At 73.5% G+C, this 18584-nt stretch carries 19 protein-coding genes and 1 pseudogene; 10 read left to right on the top strand and 10 right to left on the bottom strand.

The window, feature by feature from the left end; genetic code table 11:
• Window positions 1-264: 264 nt before the first annotated feature.
• Window positions 265-1029 carry a cobalt-precorrin-6A reductase gene (locus AOQ53_RS04735; protein ID WP_059415239.1) on the bottom strand — a complete coding sequence of 255 codons (765 nt, stop codon included), beginning with the start codon at window positions 1027-1029 and terminating at the stop codon, window positions 265-267.
• 69 nt (window positions 1030-1098) lie between these two features.
• Window positions 1099-2325, bottom strand: a complete 1227-nt coding sequence (locus tag AOQ53_RS04730) for an RNA-guided endonuclease InsQ/TnpB family protein (RefSeq protein WP_059415237.1) — start codon at window positions 2323-2325, stop codon at window positions 1099-1101.
• 50 nt (window positions 2326-2375) lie between these two features.
• Between AOQ53_RS04730 and AOQ53_RS40375 the strand changes: the two genes are divergently transcribed.
• On the top strand, window positions 2376-2534 hold the full coding sequence (locus AOQ53_RS40375) for an Arc family DNA-binding protein (RefSeq protein ID WP_078945149.1): 159 nt from the start codon (window positions 2376-2378) through the stop codon (window positions 2532-2534).
• Between the two features lie 84 nt (window positions 2535-2618).
• Window positions 2619-3725: a cobalt-precorrin-5B (C(1))-methyltransferase gene (locus AOQ53_RS04725; RefSeq protein WP_059415235.1), complete on the top strand. Its 1107-nt coding sequence runs from the start codon at window positions 2619-2621 to the stop codon at window positions 3723-3725.
• A 28-nt stretch (window positions 3726-3753) separates the two neighbouring features.
• Here the strand turns inward: AOQ53_RS04725 and cobM are convergent, their stop codons facing one another.
• The 3 genes from cobM to AOQ53_RS04710 all read right to left on the bottom strand — a co-directional run bounded on the left by cobM (window position 3754) and on the right by AOQ53_RS04710 (window position 6308).
• A complete protein-coding gene (gene cobM / locus AOQ53_RS04720) occupies window positions 3754-4503 on the bottom strand; it encodes a precorrin-4 C(11)-methyltransferase (RefSeq protein WP_059415233.1) in 750 nt (249 codons plus the stop codon).
• Window positions 4500-5762, bottom strand: coding sequence for a bifunctional cobalt-precorrin-7 (C(5))-methyltransferase/cobalt-precorrin-6B (C(15))-methyltransferase (locus tag AOQ53_RS04715; RefSeq protein WP_059415231.1), 1263 nt, complete (start codon window positions 5760-5762; stop codon window positions 4500-4502). Before AOQ53_RS04715 ends, cobM begins: the two co-directional genes overlap by 4 nt.
• A 159-nt stretch (window positions 5763-5921) precedes the next feature.
• Window positions 5922-6308: a hypothetical protein gene (locus AOQ53_RS04710; protein WP_059415227.1), complete on the bottom strand. Its 387-nt coding sequence runs from the start codon at window positions 6306-6308 to the stop codon at window positions 5922-5924.
• 131 nt (window positions 6309-6439) lie between these two features.
• Between AOQ53_RS04710 and AOQ53_RS04705 the strand changes: the two genes are divergently transcribed.
• On the top strand, window positions 6440-7213 hold the full coding sequence (locus tag AOQ53_RS04705) for a hypothetical protein (RefSeq protein ID WP_236711589.1): 774 nt from the start codon (window positions 6440-6442) through the stop codon (window positions 7211-7213).
• Between the two features lie 109 nt (window positions 7214-7322).
• On the opposite strand, the gene AOQ53_RS04700 is transcribed toward AOQ53_RS04705, so the two are convergent.
• Window positions 7323-8993, bottom strand: coding sequence for an IucA/IucC family protein (locus AOQ53_RS04700; protein ID WP_078945154.1), 1671 nt, complete (start codon window positions 8991-8993; stop codon window positions 7323-7325).
• Window positions 8994-9120: 127 nt separating this feature from the next.
• Between AOQ53_RS04700 and AOQ53_RS04695 the strand changes: the two genes are divergently transcribed.
• Genes AOQ53_RS04695 through AOQ53_RS04685 form a run of 3 tightly spaced genes read left to right on the top strand, consistent with a single transcriptional unit; the run spans window position 9121 to window position 12726 of the window.
• Window positions 9121-10617, top strand: a complete 1497-nt coding sequence (locus tag AOQ53_RS04695; RefSeq protein ID WP_059415224.1) for an IucA/IucC family protein — start codon at window positions 9121-9123, stop codon at window positions 10615-10617.
• Window positions 10618-10660: 43 nt separating this feature from the next.
• Complete coding sequence (locus AOQ53_RS04690; protein WP_099054526.1) at window positions 10661-11935, top strand: VWA domain-containing protein; 1275 nt, start codon at window positions 10661-10663, stop codon at window positions 11933-11935.
• Window positions 11935-12726 (top strand): hypothetical protein, encoded by a 792-nt coding sequence (locus tag AOQ53_RS04685; protein WP_059415220.1) that lies wholly within the window; start codon window positions 11935-11937, stop codon window positions 12724-12726. Before AOQ53_RS04690 ends, AOQ53_RS04685 begins: the two co-directional genes overlap by 1 nt.
• A gap of 37 nt (window positions 12727-12763) precedes the next feature.
• Here AOQ53_RS04685 and AOQ53_RS04680 read toward each other — a convergent pair whose 3' ends face one another.
• A complete protein-coding gene (locus tag AOQ53_RS04680; protein WP_059415218.1) occupies window positions 12764-13390 on the bottom strand; it encodes a winged helix-turn-helix transcriptional regulator in 627 nt (208 codons plus the stop codon).
• Between the two features lie 85 nt (window positions 13391-13475).
• Here AOQ53_RS04680 and AOQ53_RS04675 point away from each other — a divergent pair, with 85 nt between their 5' ends.
• The 3 genes from AOQ53_RS04675 (at window position 13476) to AOQ53_RS04665 (ending at window position 15899) form a co-directional block, all read left to right on the top strand.
• Window positions 13476-14684, top strand: a complete 1209-nt coding sequence (locus tag AOQ53_RS04675) for a pyridoxal phosphate-dependent aminotransferase (RefSeq protein ID WP_059415216.1) — start codon at window positions 13476-13478, stop codon at window positions 14682-14684.
• Between the two features lie 82 nt (window positions 14685-14766).
• Window positions 14767-15396, top strand: coding sequence for a hypothetical protein (locus AOQ53_RS04670; protein WP_059415214.1), 630 nt, complete (start codon window positions 14767-14769; stop codon window positions 15394-15396).
• Window positions 15397-15461: 65 nt separating this feature from the next.
• Window positions 15462-15899 carry an acyl-CoA thioesterase gene (locus AOQ53_RS04665; RefSeq protein WP_059415213.1) on the top strand — a complete coding sequence of 146 codons (438 nt, stop codon included), beginning with the start codon at window positions 15462-15464 and terminating at the stop codon, window positions 15897-15899.
• Window position 15900: 1 nt separating this feature from the next.
• Here AOQ53_RS04665 and AOQ53_RS04660 read toward each other — a convergent pair whose 3' ends face one another.
• Complete coding sequence (locus tag AOQ53_RS04660; protein ID WP_059415211.1) at window positions 15901-16260, bottom strand: winged helix-turn-helix transcriptional regulator; 360 nt, start codon at window positions 16258-16260, stop codon at window positions 15901-15903.
• Window positions 16261-16291: 31 nt separating this feature from the next.
• On the opposite strand from AOQ53_RS04660, the pseudogene AOQ53_RS04655 reads away from it, so the two are divergent.
• Window positions 16292-16507 (top strand): annotated as a pseudogene (locus AOQ53_RS04655) (MFS transporter); the annotation flags it as partial.
• A gap of 137 nt (window positions 16508-16644) precedes the next feature.
• Here the strand turns inward: AOQ53_RS04655 and AOQ53_RS04650 are convergent.
• Together AOQ53_RS04650 and AOQ53_RS04645 are read right to left on the bottom strand one after the other, a co-directional pair.
• Entirely contained in the window at window positions 16645-18033 is a 1389-nt protein-coding gene (locus tag AOQ53_RS04650; protein WP_059415208.1) for a nucleobase:cation symporter-2 family protein, read from the bottom strand.
• A 222-nt stretch (window positions 18034-18255) separates the two neighbouring features.
• On the bottom strand, window positions 18256-18584 hold a 329-nt coding region (locus AOQ53_RS04645; protein ID WP_148640288.1), incomplete at its 5' end, for an amidohydrolase family protein.

Below are 18584 nucleotides of genomic sequence, written 5' to 3'. Positions count from 1 at the left end.
GGCACGGCGGCCGGCTCCTCGCCTGCTCGGAGACTCGGAGAGCCCCCGAGCAGGCGCGGCCGGGCCGACCCGCCGCCCGGTCAGGCCGGCTTTCAGCCAGTGGCCGGGAAGCCGCGGCGGCGGAGCACCTCCCCGGCCCATCGGGCCGGCGTCCACCCAGCCGGAGACACACAGCACAGGCCCCGGCACGGACGCGGCGCGAGGAGAGGCCACGCACCGAGCAGGCGCGGCCGGGCCGGCCCGCCAACGGAACCAGGACGGAGCTCAGCCGGTGGCCGGGAAGCCGCGCCCGTGGGACAACTCCCCGACCCACCGGGCCGCCTCCTCCGGCCCGGTCACGACCGGGACGCCCTCGGGGACCGGGGGACGGCGGACCACGAGGACCGGTAGTCCGGCCTCCCGGGCCGCGGTCAGCTTCGGGGCGGTGGCCGCTCCGCCGCTGTCCTTGGTCACCACGACGTCGACGCGGTGCCGGCGCAGCAGCTCGCGTTCGCCGTCGAGCGTGAAGGGGCCGCGGTCGAGCAGCACCTCCATGCGGGCCGGGTGCGGGGCCTCGGGCGCGTCCACCGACCGGACGAGGAACCACAGGTCGTCCAGGGCGGCGAACGCGGCCAGGCCCATCCGCCCGGTGGTGAGGAACACGCGCCGGCCGAGCGCGGGCAGCAGCCGCGCGGCCTCCTCCAGGGAGCCGGCGTCGTGCCAGTCGTCGCCCGCTACGGGGACCCAGCCGGGTCGCCGCAGGGCGAGCAGGGGAACATGGGCGGTGGCGGCGGCCCGCGCCGCGTGGAAACTGATCGTCCCGGCGAAAGGGTGGGTGGCGTCGATGAGCACGTCCACCCGGTGCTCGCGCAGCCACGCGGCCAGCCCCTCCGCCCCGCCGAAGCCGCCGATCCGGACCTCGCCCGGCGGCAGGCGGGGGCTGGCCACCCGCCCGGCGAGGGAACTGGTCAGGGTCAGGCCGGGCGTGTCGTGGAGCAGTTCGGCAAGACGGCGGGCTTCCGTGGTGCCGCCGAGAATCAGTACGTGCATGAAAGTCCGGGGTCCGTTCATGAGCAGCGAATTGAATCCTCCCCTCCCTGAAGGGAGGGGATTCCTGGCTCAGGCTGCCTCCGGGATCAGCGCTCCCGGAGGTCTTAGGCCCTCGACACCAGCCGGGTTGAGACCAGCCCGGACCAGCATCACGCGTGCGGAGTTCTTGTCCCTGGGGGACACCACTCCGCACGCGGTGCAGGTGTAGGTACGTTCCGAAAGAGGAAGTGCGTGCTTGGTTCTCGCTCCGCACGACGCGCAGTCCATGCTGGTGTGCGCGGGGTGCACGAGGCGCACGTCGCGCCCGTGTTTGCGGCCCATCTCGATCAGGGCCGTCTTGGTGGCACCGATCGCGGCGTCCGCCGCCTTGCGGGCCATGGTGGATTTCGCAAGGAACTTCGGCCGGAAGTCCTCGACGGCGATGGTGTCGTGGTCGCGGACGACCTTCTTCGCCCACTTGCGGGCGGTGTCCTGCCGCTGCCGGGCAATCTTCGCGTAGGTCTTCGCGCGCCACTTCTTCGCCTCGCGGTGGCCCTTCGACGACGCCTGCCCCGTTTTCGGCTTGCGGCGCGCCACCATCCGGTCGTACCGGGTCAGCTTCGCCTGCGCCTTTCGCCCGTGCTGCGGGTGGGGGAGGTCGTGGGCGTCGGATGTGGTGGTGGCGGTCTCCTTGACGCCCCAGTCCACGCCGAGGACGGCACCGGTCGCGGGGAGCGGCTGCACCTCGGTCGCGACGACGAACGAGGCGTACCAGTGCCCCGCCACGTCCCGGTACACGCGCACGCTGGAGGGGGCGGCCGGGAGTTCGCGGGACCACACCACGGTCAGCTCAATGCCGCCCGCGAGGTGGAGGCGGCCGTCCTTCAGCCGGAACCCGCGCTGGGTGTAGTTCAGCGTCGGCAGGGCTTCGCGCTTCTTCTTCGGCCGGGGCATGCCCGCGCGCTGCCGCATCGGCAGCCGCTTGTCGATGTCCTTCAGCGCCTTCGAGCGGGACTTGGCGAAGTCCCGGATGATCTGCTGTTGCGGCACCGACGCGCCTTCACGGAGCCACGGCGTCCTGGCGCGAGCTTCGGTCAGCATCTTGTCGAGCTGGGCCGGGCCGCACGTCAGCTTGTCGCCGGGGCTGGCCCGGTTGTGGGCGTGCGCGGCGCGGGATTTGGCGACGCATTCGTTCCAGATCCAGCGGCACCGGTCCCACTCGGCGAGGAGGGCGGTACGGGCGGTCGACGACACGCGAAGCCGGTAGGTGTACCGGGCGTGCCCGGCATCCTCCGAAGTCTTCTGTCGCGTCGCCATGGTGTCATTCTACCTCTCAATAAGAGGCAGAAGGCCACTATTCTGGAGTCATGGATGAAGAGAAGCGCATCACCCTCCGCCTGCCCGCCGAGCTGCACGAGTGGCTTGTCGCTCAGGCCAAGTCCGCCCGCAGGTCCCTCAACTCCGAGATCGTCTATCGGCTGGAGGTCGAGCGCGACGCCGCCGTGGCAGACGCCGAATCGCCCTGACGGCGATTCGGCTTTCCCTGCCCTGCTCCGCAGGAGTCCGATTCCTCCCCGGCCTGAAGACCGGGGCATGCTCGGAGGAAACCGGTGAAGGGCGGCCGCAGGGCCCAGCTGGAGCGCACCGGCCTGCGGCCCGGCTGGACCACCGGCGCCTGTGCGACGGCGGCCACGACGGCGGCGTACACCGCCCTGCTGACCGGCGAGTTTCCCGACCCCGTGACGATCACCCTGCCGAAGGGGCAGACGCCGTCGTTCGCGCTGGCCGTCGAGGAGCTGGGCGACGGGTTCGCGATGGCGGGGGTCGTGAAGGACGCCGGAGACGACCCGGACGTCACGCACGGCGCGCTGGTCCGGGTCACGGTACGGCGACTGCCCGCCGGGTCCGGGGTGGTGTTCAGGGCAGGCCCCGGGGTCGGCACCGTCACCCGCCCCGGCCTGCCCCTGCCCGTCGGCGAACCGGCCGTCAACCCGGTCCCCCGCCAGATGATGCGCGACCATGTCGCCGAGGTCGCCGCCCGGCACGGCGGCTCGGGCGACGTCGAGATCACCGTCTCCGTCGACCACGGCGAGGAGATCGCCCGCTCCACCTGGAACCCCCGGCTCGGCATCCTGGGCGGCCTGTCCATCCTGGGCACGACCGGCATCGTCGTCCCGTACTCCTGCTCGGCGTGGATCGACTCCATCCGGCGGGGCGTGGACGTCGCGCGGGCGGCGGGGCGCAGGCATGTCGCCGGATGCACCGGGTCGACGTCGGAGAAGACGGTCGTGGCCGAGTACGGGCTGCCCGAGGACGCCCTGCTCGACATGGGCGACTTCGCGGGCGCCGTGCTGAAGTACATCCGCCGCCACCCCGTCGACCGCCTGACGATCTGCGGCGGCTTCGCCAAGCTCTCCAAGCTCGCCGCCGGGCACCTCGACCTGCACTCGGCCCGTTCCCAGGTCGACAAGGGCTTCCTCGCCGAGCTGGCCCGGCGCGGCGGCGCGGACGAGACGCTGGCCGGGGAGGTGGCGGACGCCAACACCGGGCTCGCCGCGCTCCAGTCGTGCCTGGCCGCCGGGGTCCCGCTCGGCGACCTGGTCGCCGCGACCGCCCGCGACGAGGCCCTGGCCGTGCTGCGCGGGGCGCCGGTCGTGGTCGACGTGATCTGCATCGACCGGGCGGGGACGGTGGTGGGGCGCAGCGCGCCGGCCTGACGGCGGGGGCCGTACACGTTCACCGCTTTCAGCACACGTGGCGTTCCCGCTCCGGCGAGTACAGGTGGCTGTCCCGGAACTGTTCCGCCCCGAGCGTGCGCCCGACCATGATCACGGCCGTGCGCAGCACACCGGCCTCCTTCGTCTTCCCCGCGATCTCGTCGAGGGTGCCGCGGATGATCAGCTCGTCCGGGCGGGAGGCGTAGGCGACGACCGCGGCGGGGCAGTCGGCGCCGTAGTGCGGGAGGAGTTCCTCGACCACACGGTCCACGTACTTGGCGGCCAGGTGCAGCACGATCAGCGCACCGCTGCGGCCGAGGGTGGCCAGGTCCTCTCCCTCGGGCATGGCGGTGGCCCGGTTGGCGACGCGGGTGAGGATCACGGTCTGGCCGACGGTCGGTACGGTCAGCTCCCGCTTCAGGGACGCGGCCGCGGCGGCGAAGGCGGGGACGCCGGGGACGACCTCGTAGGGCACCCCGGCCGCGTCCAGTCGCCGCATCTGCTCGGCGACCGCGCTGAACACGGCGGGGTCCCCGGAGTGCAGCCGGGCCACGTCGTGCCCCTCCTCGTGGGCGCGCAGCAACTCGGCGGTGATCTGGTCCAGGTCGAGCTGCGCGGTGTCCACCAGCCGGGCGTCCGGCGGGCATTCGGCGAGCAGTTCGCGCGGGACCAGGCTGCCCGCGTACAGACAGACCCGGCAGGCGGCGAGCGTGCGGGCGCCGCGCACGGTGATCAGGTCGGCGGCACCGGGGCCGGCACCGATGAAGTACACGGTCATCTGTCTGCTCCCGAAGAGGTGTCGAGCGTTTTCCGTACGGCCCACTGGGTCACCGGCATCGCCTGCCGCCACCCGGTGAAACCTCCCACCGGCACGGCGTGCGCCACCGCGAGCCGCACCAGTTCGCCGCCGTGACGCCGGTGGGCGTCGGCGAGCAGCGCCTCGGACTCCAGCGTCACGGTGTTGGCGACCAGCCGCCCGCCGCCGGGCAGCGCCTCCCAGCACGCGTCGAGGAGGCCGGGCGCGGTGAGACCGCCGCCGACGAACACGGCGTCGGGCGGCGGGAGTTCGGCGAGGACGGCGGGCGCGGCGCCGGTGACGACCCGCAACCCGGGCACGCCGAGCCGGTCGGCGTTGCGGCTGATCCGTTCGGCGCGCGCCGGGTCCCGCTCCACGGTGACCGCGCGGCACGCGGGGTGGGTGCGCATCCACTCGACGGCGATCGAGCCGGAGCCGCCGCCGATGTCCCACAGCAGTTCGCCGGGTGCGGGGGCGAGCACGCCGAGTGTGGCGGCGCGGACGTGCCGCTTGGTGAGCTGCCCGTCGTGCTCGTACGCCTCGTCCGGGAGCCCGGGCACGGCGCCGAGCCGCAGGGCGTCCGGGGCGCGGCGGCATTCCACGGCGACGATGTTCAGCGGATCACCGGGCTGCCGCACCCCTGGCCAGTCGTCGGCGGTGGCCTCGTCGGTCGTGCGTTCCTTCTCACCGCCGAGCTGTTCGAGGACGCGCATCCGGCTGGGCCCGAAGCCCCGGTCCCGCAGCAGGGCGGCGACCTCGCCGGGGGTGGTGGCGTCCGCGCTGAGGACGAGGAGCCGCCGGCCGTCGTGCAGGGCGGCGGCCAGTCGGGCGGCGGGCCGGCCGACCAGCGTGACGACCTCGACGTCCTCCAGCGGCCAGCCGAGCCGGGCGGCGGCGTAGGAGACGGAGGAGGGGTGCGGCAGGACGCGCGGGGCGCCGGTCTCCTCGGCGAGGGCGCGGCCGATGCCGTAGAACATGGGGTCCCCGCTGGCCAGTACGGCGATCCGGCGGCCGGCGTGCGCGGCGAGCAGGCCGGGGACGGCGGGGCGCAACGGCGAGGGCCAGGCGACGCGCTGCCCGGTGCACTCCGGGGGCAGCAGATCCAGCTGGCGGGGTCCGCCGATCAGGACCTCGGCCTCGCGCAGTGCGGTGCGGGAGGCGTCGGGCAGTCCCGCCCAGCCGTCGGCCCCGAGCCCGACGACGGTCACGGCGGCGGTCGGTGCGTCAGGTGCGGGGGTCACTGCGCGGTACCTCGGGGTTCGGGGGCAACAGAGGCGCACTCTACTGGGCGCTGACCAGCACGCCTGTGCTCGGGTACACCATCGCGCCCGGTCCCCGGCTGCCCGCCCGGCTCCCGCGGCATGAACACCCCGGCTCCCCGCGCTCGTGTGCCGGACCGGTCATGACCCGTCCGGGCGCCGCCTCCCAAGGGGGCTGAACACGTACAGGTCGAGGATCTCGGGCCGGGGGGCGACACCCGGGCCGCCCTCCCGCACCCAGGAGACGACGTCCTCGGTCGCGGCCGGGTCGTTGACCAGCCCGAGCCACACCGGCCGGGCCCCGGCGGCCCGGCCTTCGGCGGACGGCTGGACGACGATGACGTTGGCCTGGTCGCAGACGTCGAGACACTCGGAGATCCGCACCGGCCCCGCCGCCCGCAGCCGCTCCGTCTGGGCCGCGTGATCGATCCCGGTCACCTTGCCACTGCCACAACAGCAGTCCCGGCACACGACGATGCGACAGGGCGCCGGACCGGGCGCCGTTCCGTGCAGGGGATCGTCGGTCACACCGGCTTCCTCGTCGTTCCGCCCTCACATTGCCGCTGATCATCATTCCATGAGGCCGTCGGGTCGCCAGGGGCTGGTCCGGACAGGTTCGGATACGGTGCGGGCGGAGTCCTGCGAGGGGTGGGGGCACGATGGGGTCGGGGAGACGGCAGGGGCCGGGCAGCGTGGTGTGGCTGCTGATGGGGCTCGCGACGCTCGTCGTCGGAGTGGCCATGGCCCTGGAGGTCCGCGGGGCGCTGGACCGGGAGCGGGAGTTCCGTGCCGCGCCGGTCTGCGCCTCCGTCCCGGTGAAGGCGTCGGGATGCCGGTGGGAGCAGGAGTTCACCGTCCGCAAGGCCGGCCTGAACCGCGGGAGGCGGAACGGCTCGCCGGAGGCGGAGTTGCTGCTGCCCTCCGGCAAGCCCTGGGACGTGACGTTCCCGCAGACCGATCCGGTCGTGTCGGAGCTGGAACCGGGCGAGAAGGTCGTCGGCCTGATCTGGCACGGGCAGGTCGTCGAGGTACAGGACGCCGACGGGCGGCGGCAGCAGACGTCCCACGGGCCCGTGGGCCGGCCCGAGGACCGCCTCGGCGGCGCGCTCGCCTGTTTCGCGTTCGGTCTGCCCGCCTTGGTCGGCGGTGCGTGGCCCCTGTTCGCACGGGGCGACCGGCGGCACGCGAAGGCAGCCGTCGTGGTGCGCTGGCACGGCGTCTGCATGGCCGTCGCGGCCCTCTTCACGCTGTGGGCGCAGGCCGCCAACGGCTGGCCGTTCTGGGCGGTCCCGGCGATCTGGGGGCCGCTCGCGCTGCTCGGCCTGGCCTCCATGACGGCCTTCGTCATCGCCGCCCTGCGCGGCGACATGGACGACGAGGCCCCGCCCGCCCCGGAGCCCGATCCGGCGGCAGCGGCGTCAGGTCACTCCTGACCCCGGGCGCCGTCAGGGAGTCGCAGACCGTGGCACAGTGCGGCGCTGCCGCAGGCGCTGACCGCGGCCCTCCGCCGGTGCCCCGCCGGCCCGGACGGGTGAGCGGCTCTCAGGCGCAGCGCAGCGGGTTGGGCAGCGGCAGGTAGCGCGCGTCCGCGCCGTCCGCGCCCGTCCAGCGGAGCAGCAGGTTCGTCTTGCCGGGGAGAGTGGGTGAGGCGAGCAGGGCGGAGATCTCGGGGACGTCGTGGCGGGCGAGTTCGCGGCGGGCGGCGGGCCAGGGATCGAGGCCGGGGTGGCGTTCCGCGAGGGCACCGGCGATCTCGCCGAGGTGGTTGACGACCAGGCAGTACACGAGCCGCTCCCAGCCGGCTGCCCGCTCCACGTCCGGCAGCAGTTTCACGCCCTCGGCGTCCCGGTACAGCGCCTGCACGGGTGTGCCGCCGGCGTCCACGGCGACCAGGGTGTTCTGGAGATGCGCCTCGATGACGACACCGTGCCGGGCGAAGGCCGTCAGGACCGGGGGCACCACCTGCGCCAGGTACGCGGCCCACCAGGCCTCGGGGTCGGTGGTCCGGTCGAGGGGGCTGCCGTCGAAGCCCTCGACGAGACCGGCGGCGAGCAGCGGGGTCGCACCGGGCAGGAGACGGCCTTCGAAGCCGTCCCTGACGAGGACGGCCAGGGCCTCGAAGGCGAAGTCGGCGGTGCGGTACCCGCGGTCGCCGAGCCAGGCCGGGGGGCCTTCGAACGTCTCGAAGGCGGCGCACACGGCCGCGTCGGTCCGGCGCAGGGCGAGCAGGTCGTGTCGCCACAGCCGGCGGATGTCGTTGGTGATGCGCACGTCCAGGCTGAACTTCAGGAAGAGGTCGTGCCCGGGCGCGTAGAGCGTGCGGATCGCGGCCGTCGGCCAGGTGTCGAAGGCGGTCGTCCCGAGCCGGACGAGTCTGCCGTCCGCGAAGGCGTCGGCGAGCTCGGGGCCGGCCAGGTCGAGCTGCCAGGGGTGGGCGGGCAGCAGCCGGTAGCCGGGCGGGGCCGTGCCGAGGGCGTCGAGGGGCGAGGTGTCGCCCTCTTCGACGACGGTGTCCTCGCGCAGCCCGAGCAGGGTCAGCGGGAAGCGGGCGTACGCCTCGGGCGCGTACGGCAGCCAGCCGGCGGCCGGGCCGCCGCCGCGCGCCTTGGGCGCCGGGTGGTGGGTGTGGCCGGTGAGGAGACACTGCTCGGAGCGCAGATAGGGGTCGTCGGGCGGGATCGCCCGGGCGCGGGCGGCCAGCAGCGCGGCCACGGCGTCCCGGCTGTCGATCATCTCGGCGGGCAGTTCGTGGTTGGACAGTCCGGTGTGCCGGCGCAGTTCCTCGGCGACGAGTTTGACCAGCTCGGTGTGGCCGACCCGGTGCCAGCCACCCGCCACACGGACCTCCGGCTCGGCGGGCCGCCGCGTGCCGCGCACGCGCAGCAGGCGGTCCCCGCCGGGCAGGTGGTGGACCCGGTGCTCGCCCGTCTCGCTCACCGGCCGCGCCACCTCCCGCAGCAGGCAGTTCAGCAGCGGCACGGCGGCGTACGCGTCGGCCCGTTCGGCGAGACCGCCGGCGACCGGGTCGTCCTGGGCGGGGTCGCCATGGGGGGATGCGCCAGGGGCGGGGGCGCCGTGGGCGGATGCGCCAGAGGCCGAGTCGCCGTGACCCGATGCGCCGGGCACGGAGTCGCCGTGACCCGATGCGCCGGGCACGGAGTCGCCGGAGGCGGATGCGCCGTGGGCGGAGTCGTCGCCGTCGGGCGGGGGCATGAGGTCCACGCGTTCCACTCGTTCCCTGCGGTCCTTCCGGATTTCCGGACTTCCGGGCGGAGATGATCAGTATGCGTGCCGTCGTCATCCCGCCGTGACGCCCTATTCGTACCCGAGGAGCCCGCCCGTGCACCGTTTCCCCACCGCCGAGGCCGAGGTCGCCGACGAACTGGCCGTCGTACGGCCCGGTCTCCTGCCGCGGTACGAGGCCGAACTGCCCGGTGCCCGGGCGGCCGTGCTGTCCCGTCTGTGGCGCGGTCTCGCCCACGATCCGCTGCCCTGGGTCACCCGCCGCGATCAGGGCCGGGACGGGCTGACCCTGTACCTGTCCGACGGCCGCCGGCTGCACGGCCCGCGGCCGGATCCGTACGCGACCGGCGCGTACGTCACGGTCGTACGGCTCGACGAGGCGGAGTACGACGATCCGGCCCGGCTGGTGACGGACCTCGCCGTACCGCACTCCGCGTCCTTCGCCGCCGAACTCGGGCACAGTGTCGCCTCGTTGGCGCTGTCGAGGGCGGGGCAGGAGGGCCGCGCCACGGACGCGTCGCCGGGGAGCGACTGGGAGTGGGAGCAGCGGATCGTCGACGGGCATCCGTTCCACCCCACCTGCCGGTCCCGGCCCGGTTTCTCGGTGGCCGAGCAGCTCGCCTACGGGCCCGAGCACCGGCCCGTGGTGGAGCTGGGGCTGGTGCCGGTGCGGGCCGAGGAGTGCCTGGTGACGGGGGCGTGGCCGCGGGAGCTGCGGGACGGGGAGCGGGTGGTGCTCCCGGTACACCCGTGGCAGGCGGCGCACGTGCTGAAGCGGGTGTGCGAGGAGCGGCGCGCCGGGCATCCCCTGATGGCGCTGCGGACGCTCGCGCTGCCCGGCGGGCCGCACGTCAAGACCTCGCTCAGTGCCCGGCTGACGTCATCGGTGCGGGACATCTCGCTGCCCTCGGTGGCCGCGTCCGCGGTGCTGTCCGAGTTCGCAGAGACGCCGGCGGCGCACACCGACGGCCTGCTGCACGTGACCCGCACCCTGGCCGCGGCGGCGGCCGGCTCCCCCGACTTCGCGGCCGTTCTGCGGGAGCCGCCGGAGGCCTACGCGACGGGCGGCGAACGGGTCCTGCCCGTGGCGGCGCTCGCCACCACAGAACTCCCTCGCTCCCCCGCCTGGCTGGCCGGATTCGCGCGCCTCGCCCTCACCGTCGGTCTGCGGCTGCTGGAGCTGGGCGTGGCCCTGGAGGCACACGGCCAGAACCTCCTGGTGATCCTGTCGCCGGCGGGCGATCCGCTGCGGCTGGTCTACCGCGACCTGGCCGACATCCGCGTCAGCCCCGCCCGTCTCGCCCGGCACGGCATCACGGTGCCCGGCCTGCCCGCCCGTATGGTCACGGACGACGAACGCACGCTGCGGCACAAGCTGTTCGGCTCGCTGGTGGCGGGAGCGCTGGCCGGCACGGCAGGGTCGGGGCCGGCGCTCACGGAGGCGCTGCGGACGGCCGTACGGGATCTGCCCCGCACCCCGGACCTCGCGGCGCTGCGCGCGGACCCGCTGCCCACCAAGGCGCTGACGCTGATGCGGCTCTCGCCGCAGACGGCCGGGGACCAGTGGGCGGAACTGCCCAACCCGCTTGCCTGAGCCCCGTTTGGAACACCACCCCGGTGATCAATAAGATCCGCCGATGATCACAAGAAAACGGCCGGTGGCAGCGGTCTGTGCCCTGCTCGCCGCGTTGACGGCCGGGCTCGCCTTCCCGGCCGGAGCGGTCGCCGGTGAACCCACGGGCCAGGACGCCCCCAAGGTCGACCTCGTCCTCGACGTGAGCGGTTCGATGCGGGCGCGGGACATCGACGGACAGTCGCGGATGGCCGCCGCGAAGCAGGCGTTCAACGAGGTGCTGGACGCGACGCCCGAGGAGGTCGAACTCGGCATCCGTACCCTGGGCGCCGACTACCCCGGCGACGACCGCAAGACGGGCTGCAAGGACACCGCCCAGCTCTACCCGGTCGGCCCGCTGGACCGCACCGAGGCCAAGACGGCCGTCGCCACGCTCACCCCGACCGGCTGGACGCCGATCGGCCCGGCCCTGCTGAAGGCGGCCGACGACCTGGACGGCGGCGACGGCTCCAAGCGCATCGTGCTGATCAGCGACGGCGAGGACACCTGCGCCCCGCTCGACCCGTGCGAGGTGGCCCGCGAGATCGCCGCCAAGGGCATCGGCCTGACCATCGACACGCTGGGCCTGGTGCCGACCGCCAAGCTGAGCCGGCAGCTCAGCTGCATCGCCGAGGCCACCGGCGGCACCTACACGTCCGTGGAGCACCAGGACGAACTCACCGACCGGGTCAACGAGTTGGTGGACCGGGCGGCCGATCCGGTGGTGACGCCGGTGCCGGTGGAGGGCGCCGCCGAGTGCACCGGGGCACCGGCGCTGAAGTCCGGGCTGTACACGGACCGGGAGGAGTTCGGGCAGCAGCGCTGGTACCGGGTGGACGTACTGCCGGGCCAGGAGCTGCGGGCCTCGGTGAGCGTGGCGGCCGACCGGGCCGTGAACCCCGGCTACGGGGTGCTGCTGCGGGCGGTCACGGCGCACGGCCGGGAGATCGTGCGCGGCGAGGCGGCGGGCAACGGCCGTACGGATGTGATCTCGACGGGGCTCAGATACCCCGAGCCCGAGCGTGACGGCGCCGACGGCGACAAGCCGGCCGCGGAGCGGGTGTGCCTGGCGGTCACCCACTCCTTCTCGGCGGCCTCCGGGGTGAAGACCACGCCCGGGCTGCCGCTGGAGCTGACCGTCGACGTCGTGGACGGTCCGACCCAGGCGGGCGACGTGGCCTCCTTCGGCCTCGGCCGCGGCTGGTGGCTGCTCGGCGCGCTGATTCTCACCGGCTTCCTCGCCGGTCTCGTCTGGGGCTGGCTCTCGCGCTGGCGGGTCGCGGTCTGGAGGACCAACTGATGCGAACGGTACGTGCGTTGAGCTCCGCGCTGCTGACCCTCGGACTGGCGGCCGCTCCGGCCGCGGCCGACGCCTCGCCGAGTCCGTCGCAGGACTCGTCGGCGGCACCCACCCGGGCGGGCACCTCCTTCCGTACGGCCACGGAGATCGAGCAGGGGCAGCGGGCCACGGCGAGCGGCTCCACGGGCGACTACCTGTACTGGTCGTTCCCCGCCGACACCGGACAGCGCCCCACGGTCAGGGCGACGGTGAAGCTGCCGGACACCCACGCCGCGCAGACCTGGCAGATCGACGTGTACGACGGCCTGCGCCGCCGCCAGGCCTGCCAGTACGGGGCGCAGACCCGCACCGCGGCGGCGGACGCCTCCTCCGTGGACCTGACCTGCGTGCTGCGCACGGTCCGCGCCTGGTCGGAGCCGTGGGCGAACGACCCGCTGCCCGGCACCTACTACATCCGGCTGACGGCGACCGGCGTCGCCACCGCCGACCTGGGCCTCCCGGTCGACACCGAAGTCCGGGCCGACTCCAAGGACATGGGCGGCGCGGCGGCGGTGGACGGCTCGCTGTCCGAGCCTCTGGTGCCGGGCATCGCGACGAAGCCCGAGGATCAGCGGGAGAACGCGGCGGTGCTGGCCGACCTCGAACCGGAGGACGGCTGGGCGTCCGGCTGGTGGTCGGACCGGTGGGTGTGGACCGGGGTGGGCGGCGTGCTGGCGGCGCTGGCGGGGGTCGCCGGGTACGCGCTGACGCGCGGCGCGGGACGCCCGTCACGGGTGCCACCGAGCGCCTGACGGTGTTCCAGAAGGCCCGCTGACTGCGGGCCTTCTTTCACGCCTCCCGAAGTGCCTTGGCGAGCGTGCCCTCGCCGCTCACCTCGACCCGGCCCTCCCGCACGGCCCGGGCCAGGCTCAGCTCCCCCCGGCTGAGCGCCGTACACGTGCCGGTGTCCAGGACCAGCCGGGCGTCCGGCTGCCCGGGGGCGGGCCCGTCGCCGTACACGGGTCCCTCCTCGGCACCGGCGTGCAGGTGGAACAGCCCCTCCTCCAGGCGGACTTCGACGAGTCCCTCCCCGTCCAGCAGGCGCAGCAGCGGCAGGGCGAACCAGTGCGCCCGTACCGCGTCCGTCGGGCGCCGCTCCCTGAGTTCCGCCTGGCCCCACTCCCCCAGCGCCTGGAGTACGGGCAGCAACTCACGTCCCCGACTGGTGAGTTCGTACACGTAGGCCGCGCCGGGCGGGGGCAGCCGACGGCGGGTCGCGAGGCCGTCGCGCTCCATGTCCTTCAGCCGCGAGGCGAGTACGTCCGTGCTGACGCCGGGCAGGTCCGCGTGCAGGTCGGTGTAGCGGCGGGGACCGGCGAGGAGCTCCCGGACGATCAGCAGGGACCAGCGGTCGCCGACGACGTCGAGGGCGCGAGCGGCGGAACAGTACTGGTCGTAGCTTCGGCGAGGTGGCATGCGACGCAGTCTAGACAAGTTGTTGGACTTTCCAAGCAGCTACTTGGTAAAACCAAGCAACACAGTCGGCGAGGGGAAGCGGCGCATGGAGTTCCGGCAGTCGAGCAAGCTGAGCGAGGTCTGTTACGAGATCCGCGGCCCGGTGATAGAGCACGCCAACGCGCTGGAGGAGGCCGGTCACAGCGTGCTGCGCCTGAACACCGGCAACCCGGCGCTCTTCGGGTTCGAGGCGCCGGAGGAGATCCTCCAGGACATGATCCGGATGCTGCCGCAGGCGCACGGCTACACCGACTCGCGCGGCATCCTCCCCGCCCGCCGCGCGGTCGCCCAGCGGTACCAGACACTGGGCCTGGAGGTCGGCGTCGACGACGTCTTCCTCGGCAACGGCGTGTCCGAACTGGTGTCGATGGCGGTCCAGGCACTGATCGAGGACGGCGACGAGATCCTCATCCCCGCCCCGGACTTCCCCCTCTGGACGGCGGTGACTACCCTCGCGGGCGGCAAGGCGGTCCACTACCTCTGCGACGAGCAGGCCGACTGGTACCCGGACCTGGACGACATGGCGTCGAAGATCACGGACCGCACGAAGGCCGTGGTCATCATCAACCCCAACAACCCCACCGGCGCCGTCTACCCGAAGGAGATCGTCGAGGGCATCCTGGACCTCGCCCGGCGGCACGGCCTGATGGTGTTCGCCGACGAGATCTACGACCAGATCCTCTACGACGACGCCGTGCACCACTCGGCCGCCGCGCTCGCCCCCGACCTGGTGGTGCTCACCTTCTGCGGCCTGTCGAAGACGTACCGCGTGGCGGGCTTCCGCTCCGGCTGGCTGGTGGTCACGGGTCCGAGGCAGCACGCGAAGGACTACCTGGAGGGCCTCACGATGCTGGCCTCCATGCGGCTGTGCGCCAACGCGCCCGCCCAGTACGCCATCCAGGCCGCGCTCGGCGGCCGGCAGTCCATCCGCGACCTCACCCTGCCGGGCGGCCGCCTGCGCGAGCAGCGCGACGTGGCCTGGGAGAAGCTGAACGAGATTCCCGGCGTGACGTGCGTGAAGCCGAAGGGGGCGCTGTACGCGTTCCCGCGCCTCGACCCCAAGGTCCACAAGATCCACGACGACGAGAAGTTCGTCCTGGACCTGCTGCTGCGGGAGAAGATCCAGGTGGTGCAGGGCACGGGCTTCAACTGGCCGGCCCCGGATCACTTCCGCATCCTGACCCTCCCCTACGCCGATGACCTGGAGGCGGCGATCGGGCGCATCGGGCGCTTCCTGGGCGGATACCGGCAGTAGGGGCGGATGTCAGAGGCGGGTCGTAGCGTTGCAGTGGGCCGTCCGAGGGGACCGGGCGGCCGGGCTCGGAAAGGAGCACGTCGTGACCCGACCGCCGACCGCCGCGCAGCGGCGGGTCATCGACGCCGCCGATCCGGTGACCGGCCGGCTGCGGGGTACGGAGGCACAGCTCGCGGCGCTGGTGAAGCGGGGGCTCGCCTTCCGGCACCCGCGGCCGCCGCACGACCACTTCCTGACGCCGGAAGGCCACCGGGTACGGCAGGGCGTCACCCAGGTGCCCGAACCCGCCGCCGAGGCCCCCGCCACCGCCGGTGTGTTCGCCGCGCGCGTCGGCGGGGAGGAGACGGCGCCGCAGGCCGGACCCGCCCGGCGCCGTGAGGTGCACAGCGCCTGGCAGGGGCTGCTGGAGCTGCGCCGGATGACCAACCCGGACGGTGCCGTGGAGCGGCCGTGCGGCTGGGAGCGTACGCATCTCGTGCAAGCCGCCGCACTCGCGCTGGAGGCGGCCGGACACCGCCCGGCCGGGCGGGACGACGGGGGCTACCGGGTGCGGGAGACCCCGCAGCCGGAGGCCGTCGCCGTGTACGAGCCGGACGGCGAGACACTGCGGGCCTGCGCGGCCACCCTGGAAGGGGCAGGCTGGCAGGTGAGCGAGCACCGCGAGCCGCGCACCGGGACCCGCTATCTCCTGGCATCGCCGCGCCGGGCCTGATGAGCATGCCAAGATCAGGGGATCGTTGCGTACGCCACGAGTGTCCGGTGCGAGAAGGGAAGCCCATGAGCGAGCCGTTTTCCGTCCCGGTGACCGTCCGCGGTTACGAGACAGACGTACAAGGTCACCTCAACCAGAGCGTGTACCTGAACTACGCCGAACACGCCCGCTGGTCGTTACTGCAGGCCGCGGGGATCAGCCAGTCCGCCCTCATAGGCAGCGGCGTGGGCCCGGTCGCCCTGGAGACGACCATCCGCTACAAGCGGGAGCTGCTCGCGGGCGACGAGGTCGAGGTGACCTGCGCCTTCGCCTGGGGCGAGGGCAAGACCTTCCGCATCGAGCAGACGGTCCGCAAGACCGACGGCACGGTGGCGGCCGAGATCACGGCGGTCGGCGGCCTGCTGGACCTGAAGGCCCGCAAGCTGGTCCCGGGCCCCCAGGAGCACTTCAGGAAGCTGGCGTCGGACCCGGGGTTGTTCGGGCTCCAGGGGGACACTCCCTAGGTCAGACCGGCTCCGGCGCGTGCTCCTCGTCGTAGGACGCGCGCGACTCGGCGATGTAGACCCTGTTGCGCTCGGCCCAGTCGGTCAGGCGCTGGAGGGTCTCGTGCAACTCCCGGGCCACGGGCGTAAGTGCGTACTCCACCTTCGGCGGCACCGCCGGATGGACCGTGCGCGTGACGAGGCCGTCGCGCTCCAGGTTGCGCAGCGTCAGGGTCAGCATCCGGCGGCTGATGCCCTCGATGCTGCGCTCCAACTCGGTGAAGCGGATGGGGCCGTGAGCCGCGGCGACGAGGATCTGGACGCTCCATTTGCCGGAGACCCTGTCAAGAACTTCACGGACCGGGCATGCGTGCGCGTTCACGACCTGCGAGGTAACACCGGTGTTCCCTTGCGGGCTCTTCAACACCACGCAGGTGGTGGGCGGTTCGCTGGGTCTGGCGGTGCTGTCGGTCCTGGCGGCCTGGCACACCGACGGCCTGCTCGACCGGGGCACGGAGCTGGTGGCGGCCACGGCGGAGGGCTACCAGCTCGCGTTCCGGGTGGCGACGGTGATCGCGGCCGGGGCGCTGGTGCCGGCGGCGGCGGTGCTGCGGGAGCGGCGCGCCTGAGACAGGGCCCGGAAGGGCGGGGCGGCGGGACCTCGCGCCCGCCGCCCCTCGCGCACCGGCGAGCAGGAGCAGGCGCCCTTGACGGCCACCGGCCGGCCTCTCTGCCCGAGCGGAGTCCGGAGCTGTGTTCGCCGGTCTCACGGAGCGGTCGGGGTCCTGGGGACGCCCGTGATCTCCTCGCCCGCCTCCATCGGGTGGGTCACGTCGTGGGCGTCCCGGTCGCGTCGGCCCAGGTGGTTGAAGACCAGGTTCAGCAGGACCGCCGCGACACAGCCCGTCGAGATGCCCGAGTCCAGGACGATCCGCGCCGTCTCCGGGAAGGCGTGGTAGAACTCCGGCGCCGTTATGGGGATGATGCCGACGGCCAGGGAGACGGCCACGATCAGGACGTTGTTGTCCTTGTCCAAGCCGGCCCGGACCAGGGTCTGGATGCCGCTGGCCGCGACCGAGCCGAACAGGACCACGCCCGCCCCGCCGAGCACCGGGCGCGGTACGACGGCGATCAGCGAGGCGGCCATCGGGCACAGGCCCATCAGCACCAGGAAGCCGCCGCCGGCCGCGACGACGTAGCGGCTGCGGATCTTCGTCATCGCGACCAGGCCGATGTTCTGTGCGAAGGCGCTGCACATGAAGCCGTTGAAGAGCGGGCTGATCGCCGAGCCGAGGGTGTCGGCGCGCAGGCCGGCCGCGATGGTCTTCTCGTCGGCCGGGCGGTCGACGATCTCACCCAGCGCCAGCATGTCGGCGGTCGACTCGGTCATCGACACCACCATCACCACGCACAGGGAGAGGATCGCGGCAAGCTGGAACTGCGGGGCGCCGAAGTGGAAGGGGGTCGGGAAGCCGATGACCGCCGCGTCCGCGACGGGGCCGAAGTCCGTGGCGCCGAACGGAATCGCGAGCAGTGTGCCCGCGACCAGGCCGAGCAGCACCGCGATCTGCTTGACGAAGCCCCGGGTGAAGCGCCGCAGCAGCAGGACGATGACGAGGGTGCCGGCGGCCAGCCCGAGGTTGGTCGCCGAACCGTAGTCGTGCGCCGCCGGGTCGGGGCCCTGCGCCCAGCCGAAGGCGACCGGGAGCAGGGAGATGCCGATCAGGGTGATGACCGTGCCCGTCACCACGGGCGGGAAGAAGCGGACCGCCTTGCAGAAGACGGGGGCGGCCAGGAAGCCGAGGAGTCCGGCGACGATGACCGCGCCGAAGATGATCGGCAGGGCGTCGGACTTGTCCTCGGTGGAGGCGACGATCGCGGTCATCGGGGCGACACCGGCGAAGGTGACGCCGTTGACGAACGGCAGCCGGGCGCCGATCTTCCAGATGCCGAGGGTCTGCAGGAGCGTGGCGAGGCCCGCGGTGAACAGGCAGGCGCCGGTGAGGAAGGTCAGGTCGGTGGCGGTAAGGCCGATGGCCGCGCCGACGATCAGGGGCGGGGCGACGACTCCCGCGTACATCGCGGCCACGTGCTGGAGACCGGTCGTCGCCATCTTGAGCGCGGGGAGTTTTTCGTCAACGGGGTGGTCGGCCACGGCGGCTTCCCTCCGGTCGGTTACACGGCTGCGTCACATGACGGCCGTGGGTGTCAGGGAGGTGGTGCTGGTGGTCGTGCGGGACCGGACGTGCAGGACGGGGGGTGGCCGTTCCGGGGCGCACGCGTGCACGTGCGCCCCGGAGACGGCCGCCGTGGACCCCGCTCGGGTCCGCGGCCACCGGCCGGGAGCCGTCCCTCCCGGCCGGAGTCCTCGGGGTGTTCAGCCCTGCGCGGCGATCCTCGCCAGCCGCCGGGCCTCGTCCCGCGTGGAGCGGGCGATGGCGTCCTCGTCGGCCGTGAGCAGCCGCCCGTCCTCGACGATCTGCCGGCCGTCCACGAAGGAGGCGGTGACCGGGGCCGCCGCGCCGAAGACCAGGGCGGTCACCGGGTCGGCGATGGAGGCGTGGGCGAGCGTGTCCAGCTTCCACAGCACGAGGTCGGCGAGCTTGCCCGGCTCCAGTGAGCCGGTCTCCGCCGCCCGGCCCAGTACCTGGGCGCCGCCGTAGGTGCCCAGGCGCAGCGCCTGGCGGGCGTTCAGGGCGGCCTCCT

Source organism: Streptomyces azureus (assembly GCF_001270025.1).
Taxonomy (GTDB): domain Bacteria; phylum Actinomycetota; class Actinomycetes; order Streptomycetales; family Streptomycetaceae; genus Streptomyces; species Streptomyces azureus.
The sequence above is the reverse complement of the archived record's forward strand: the minus strand, read 5'-3'. Positions and strand labels throughout refer to the sequence as shown.

Coding starts and splice junctions, on each gene's coding strand:
- AOQ53_RS04735 (WP_059415239.1), bottom strand. CDS start 1,029: ATGCACGTACTGATTCTCGGCGGCACCACGGAAGCCCGCCGTCTTGCC.
- AOQ53_RS04730 (WP_059415237.1), bottom strand. CDS start 2,325: ATGGCGACGCGACAGAAGACTTCGGAGGATGCCGGGCACGCCCGGTAC.
- AOQ53_RS40375 (WP_078945149.1), top strand. CDS start 2,376: ATGGATGAAGAGAAGCGCATCACCCTCCGCCTGCCCGCCGAGCTGCAC.
- cobM (WP_059415233.1), bottom strand. CDS start 4,503: ATGACCGTGTACTTCATCGGTGCCGGCCCCGGTGCCGCCGACCTGATC.
- AOQ53_RS04705 (WP_236711589.1), top strand. CDS start 6,440: ATGGGGTCGGGGAGACGGCAGGGGCCGGGCAGCGTGGTGTGGCTGCTG.
- AOQ53_RS04700 (WP_078945154.1), bottom strand. CDS start 8,993: ATGCCCCCGCCCGACGGCGACGACTCCGCCCACGGCGCATCCGCCTCC.
- AOQ53_RS04690 (WP_099054526.1), top strand. CDS start 10,661: ATGATCACAAGAAAACGGCCGGTGGCAGCGGTCTGTGCCCTGCTCGCC.
- AOQ53_RS04685 (WP_059415220.1), top strand. CDS start 11,935: ATGCGAACGGTACGTGCGTTGAGCTCCGCGCTGCTGACCCTCGGACTG.
- AOQ53_RS04680 (WP_059415218.1), bottom strand. CDS start 13,390: ATGCCACCTCGCCGAAGCTACGACCAGTACTGTTCCGCCGCTCGCGCC.
- AOQ53_RS04675 (WP_059415216.1), top strand. CDS start 13,476: ATGGAGTTCCGGCAGTCGAGCAAGCTGAGCGAGGTCTGTTACGAGATC.
- AOQ53_RS04665 (WP_059415213.1), top strand. CDS start 15,462: ATGAGCGAGCCGTTTTCCGTCCCGGTGACCGTCCGCGGTTACGAGACA.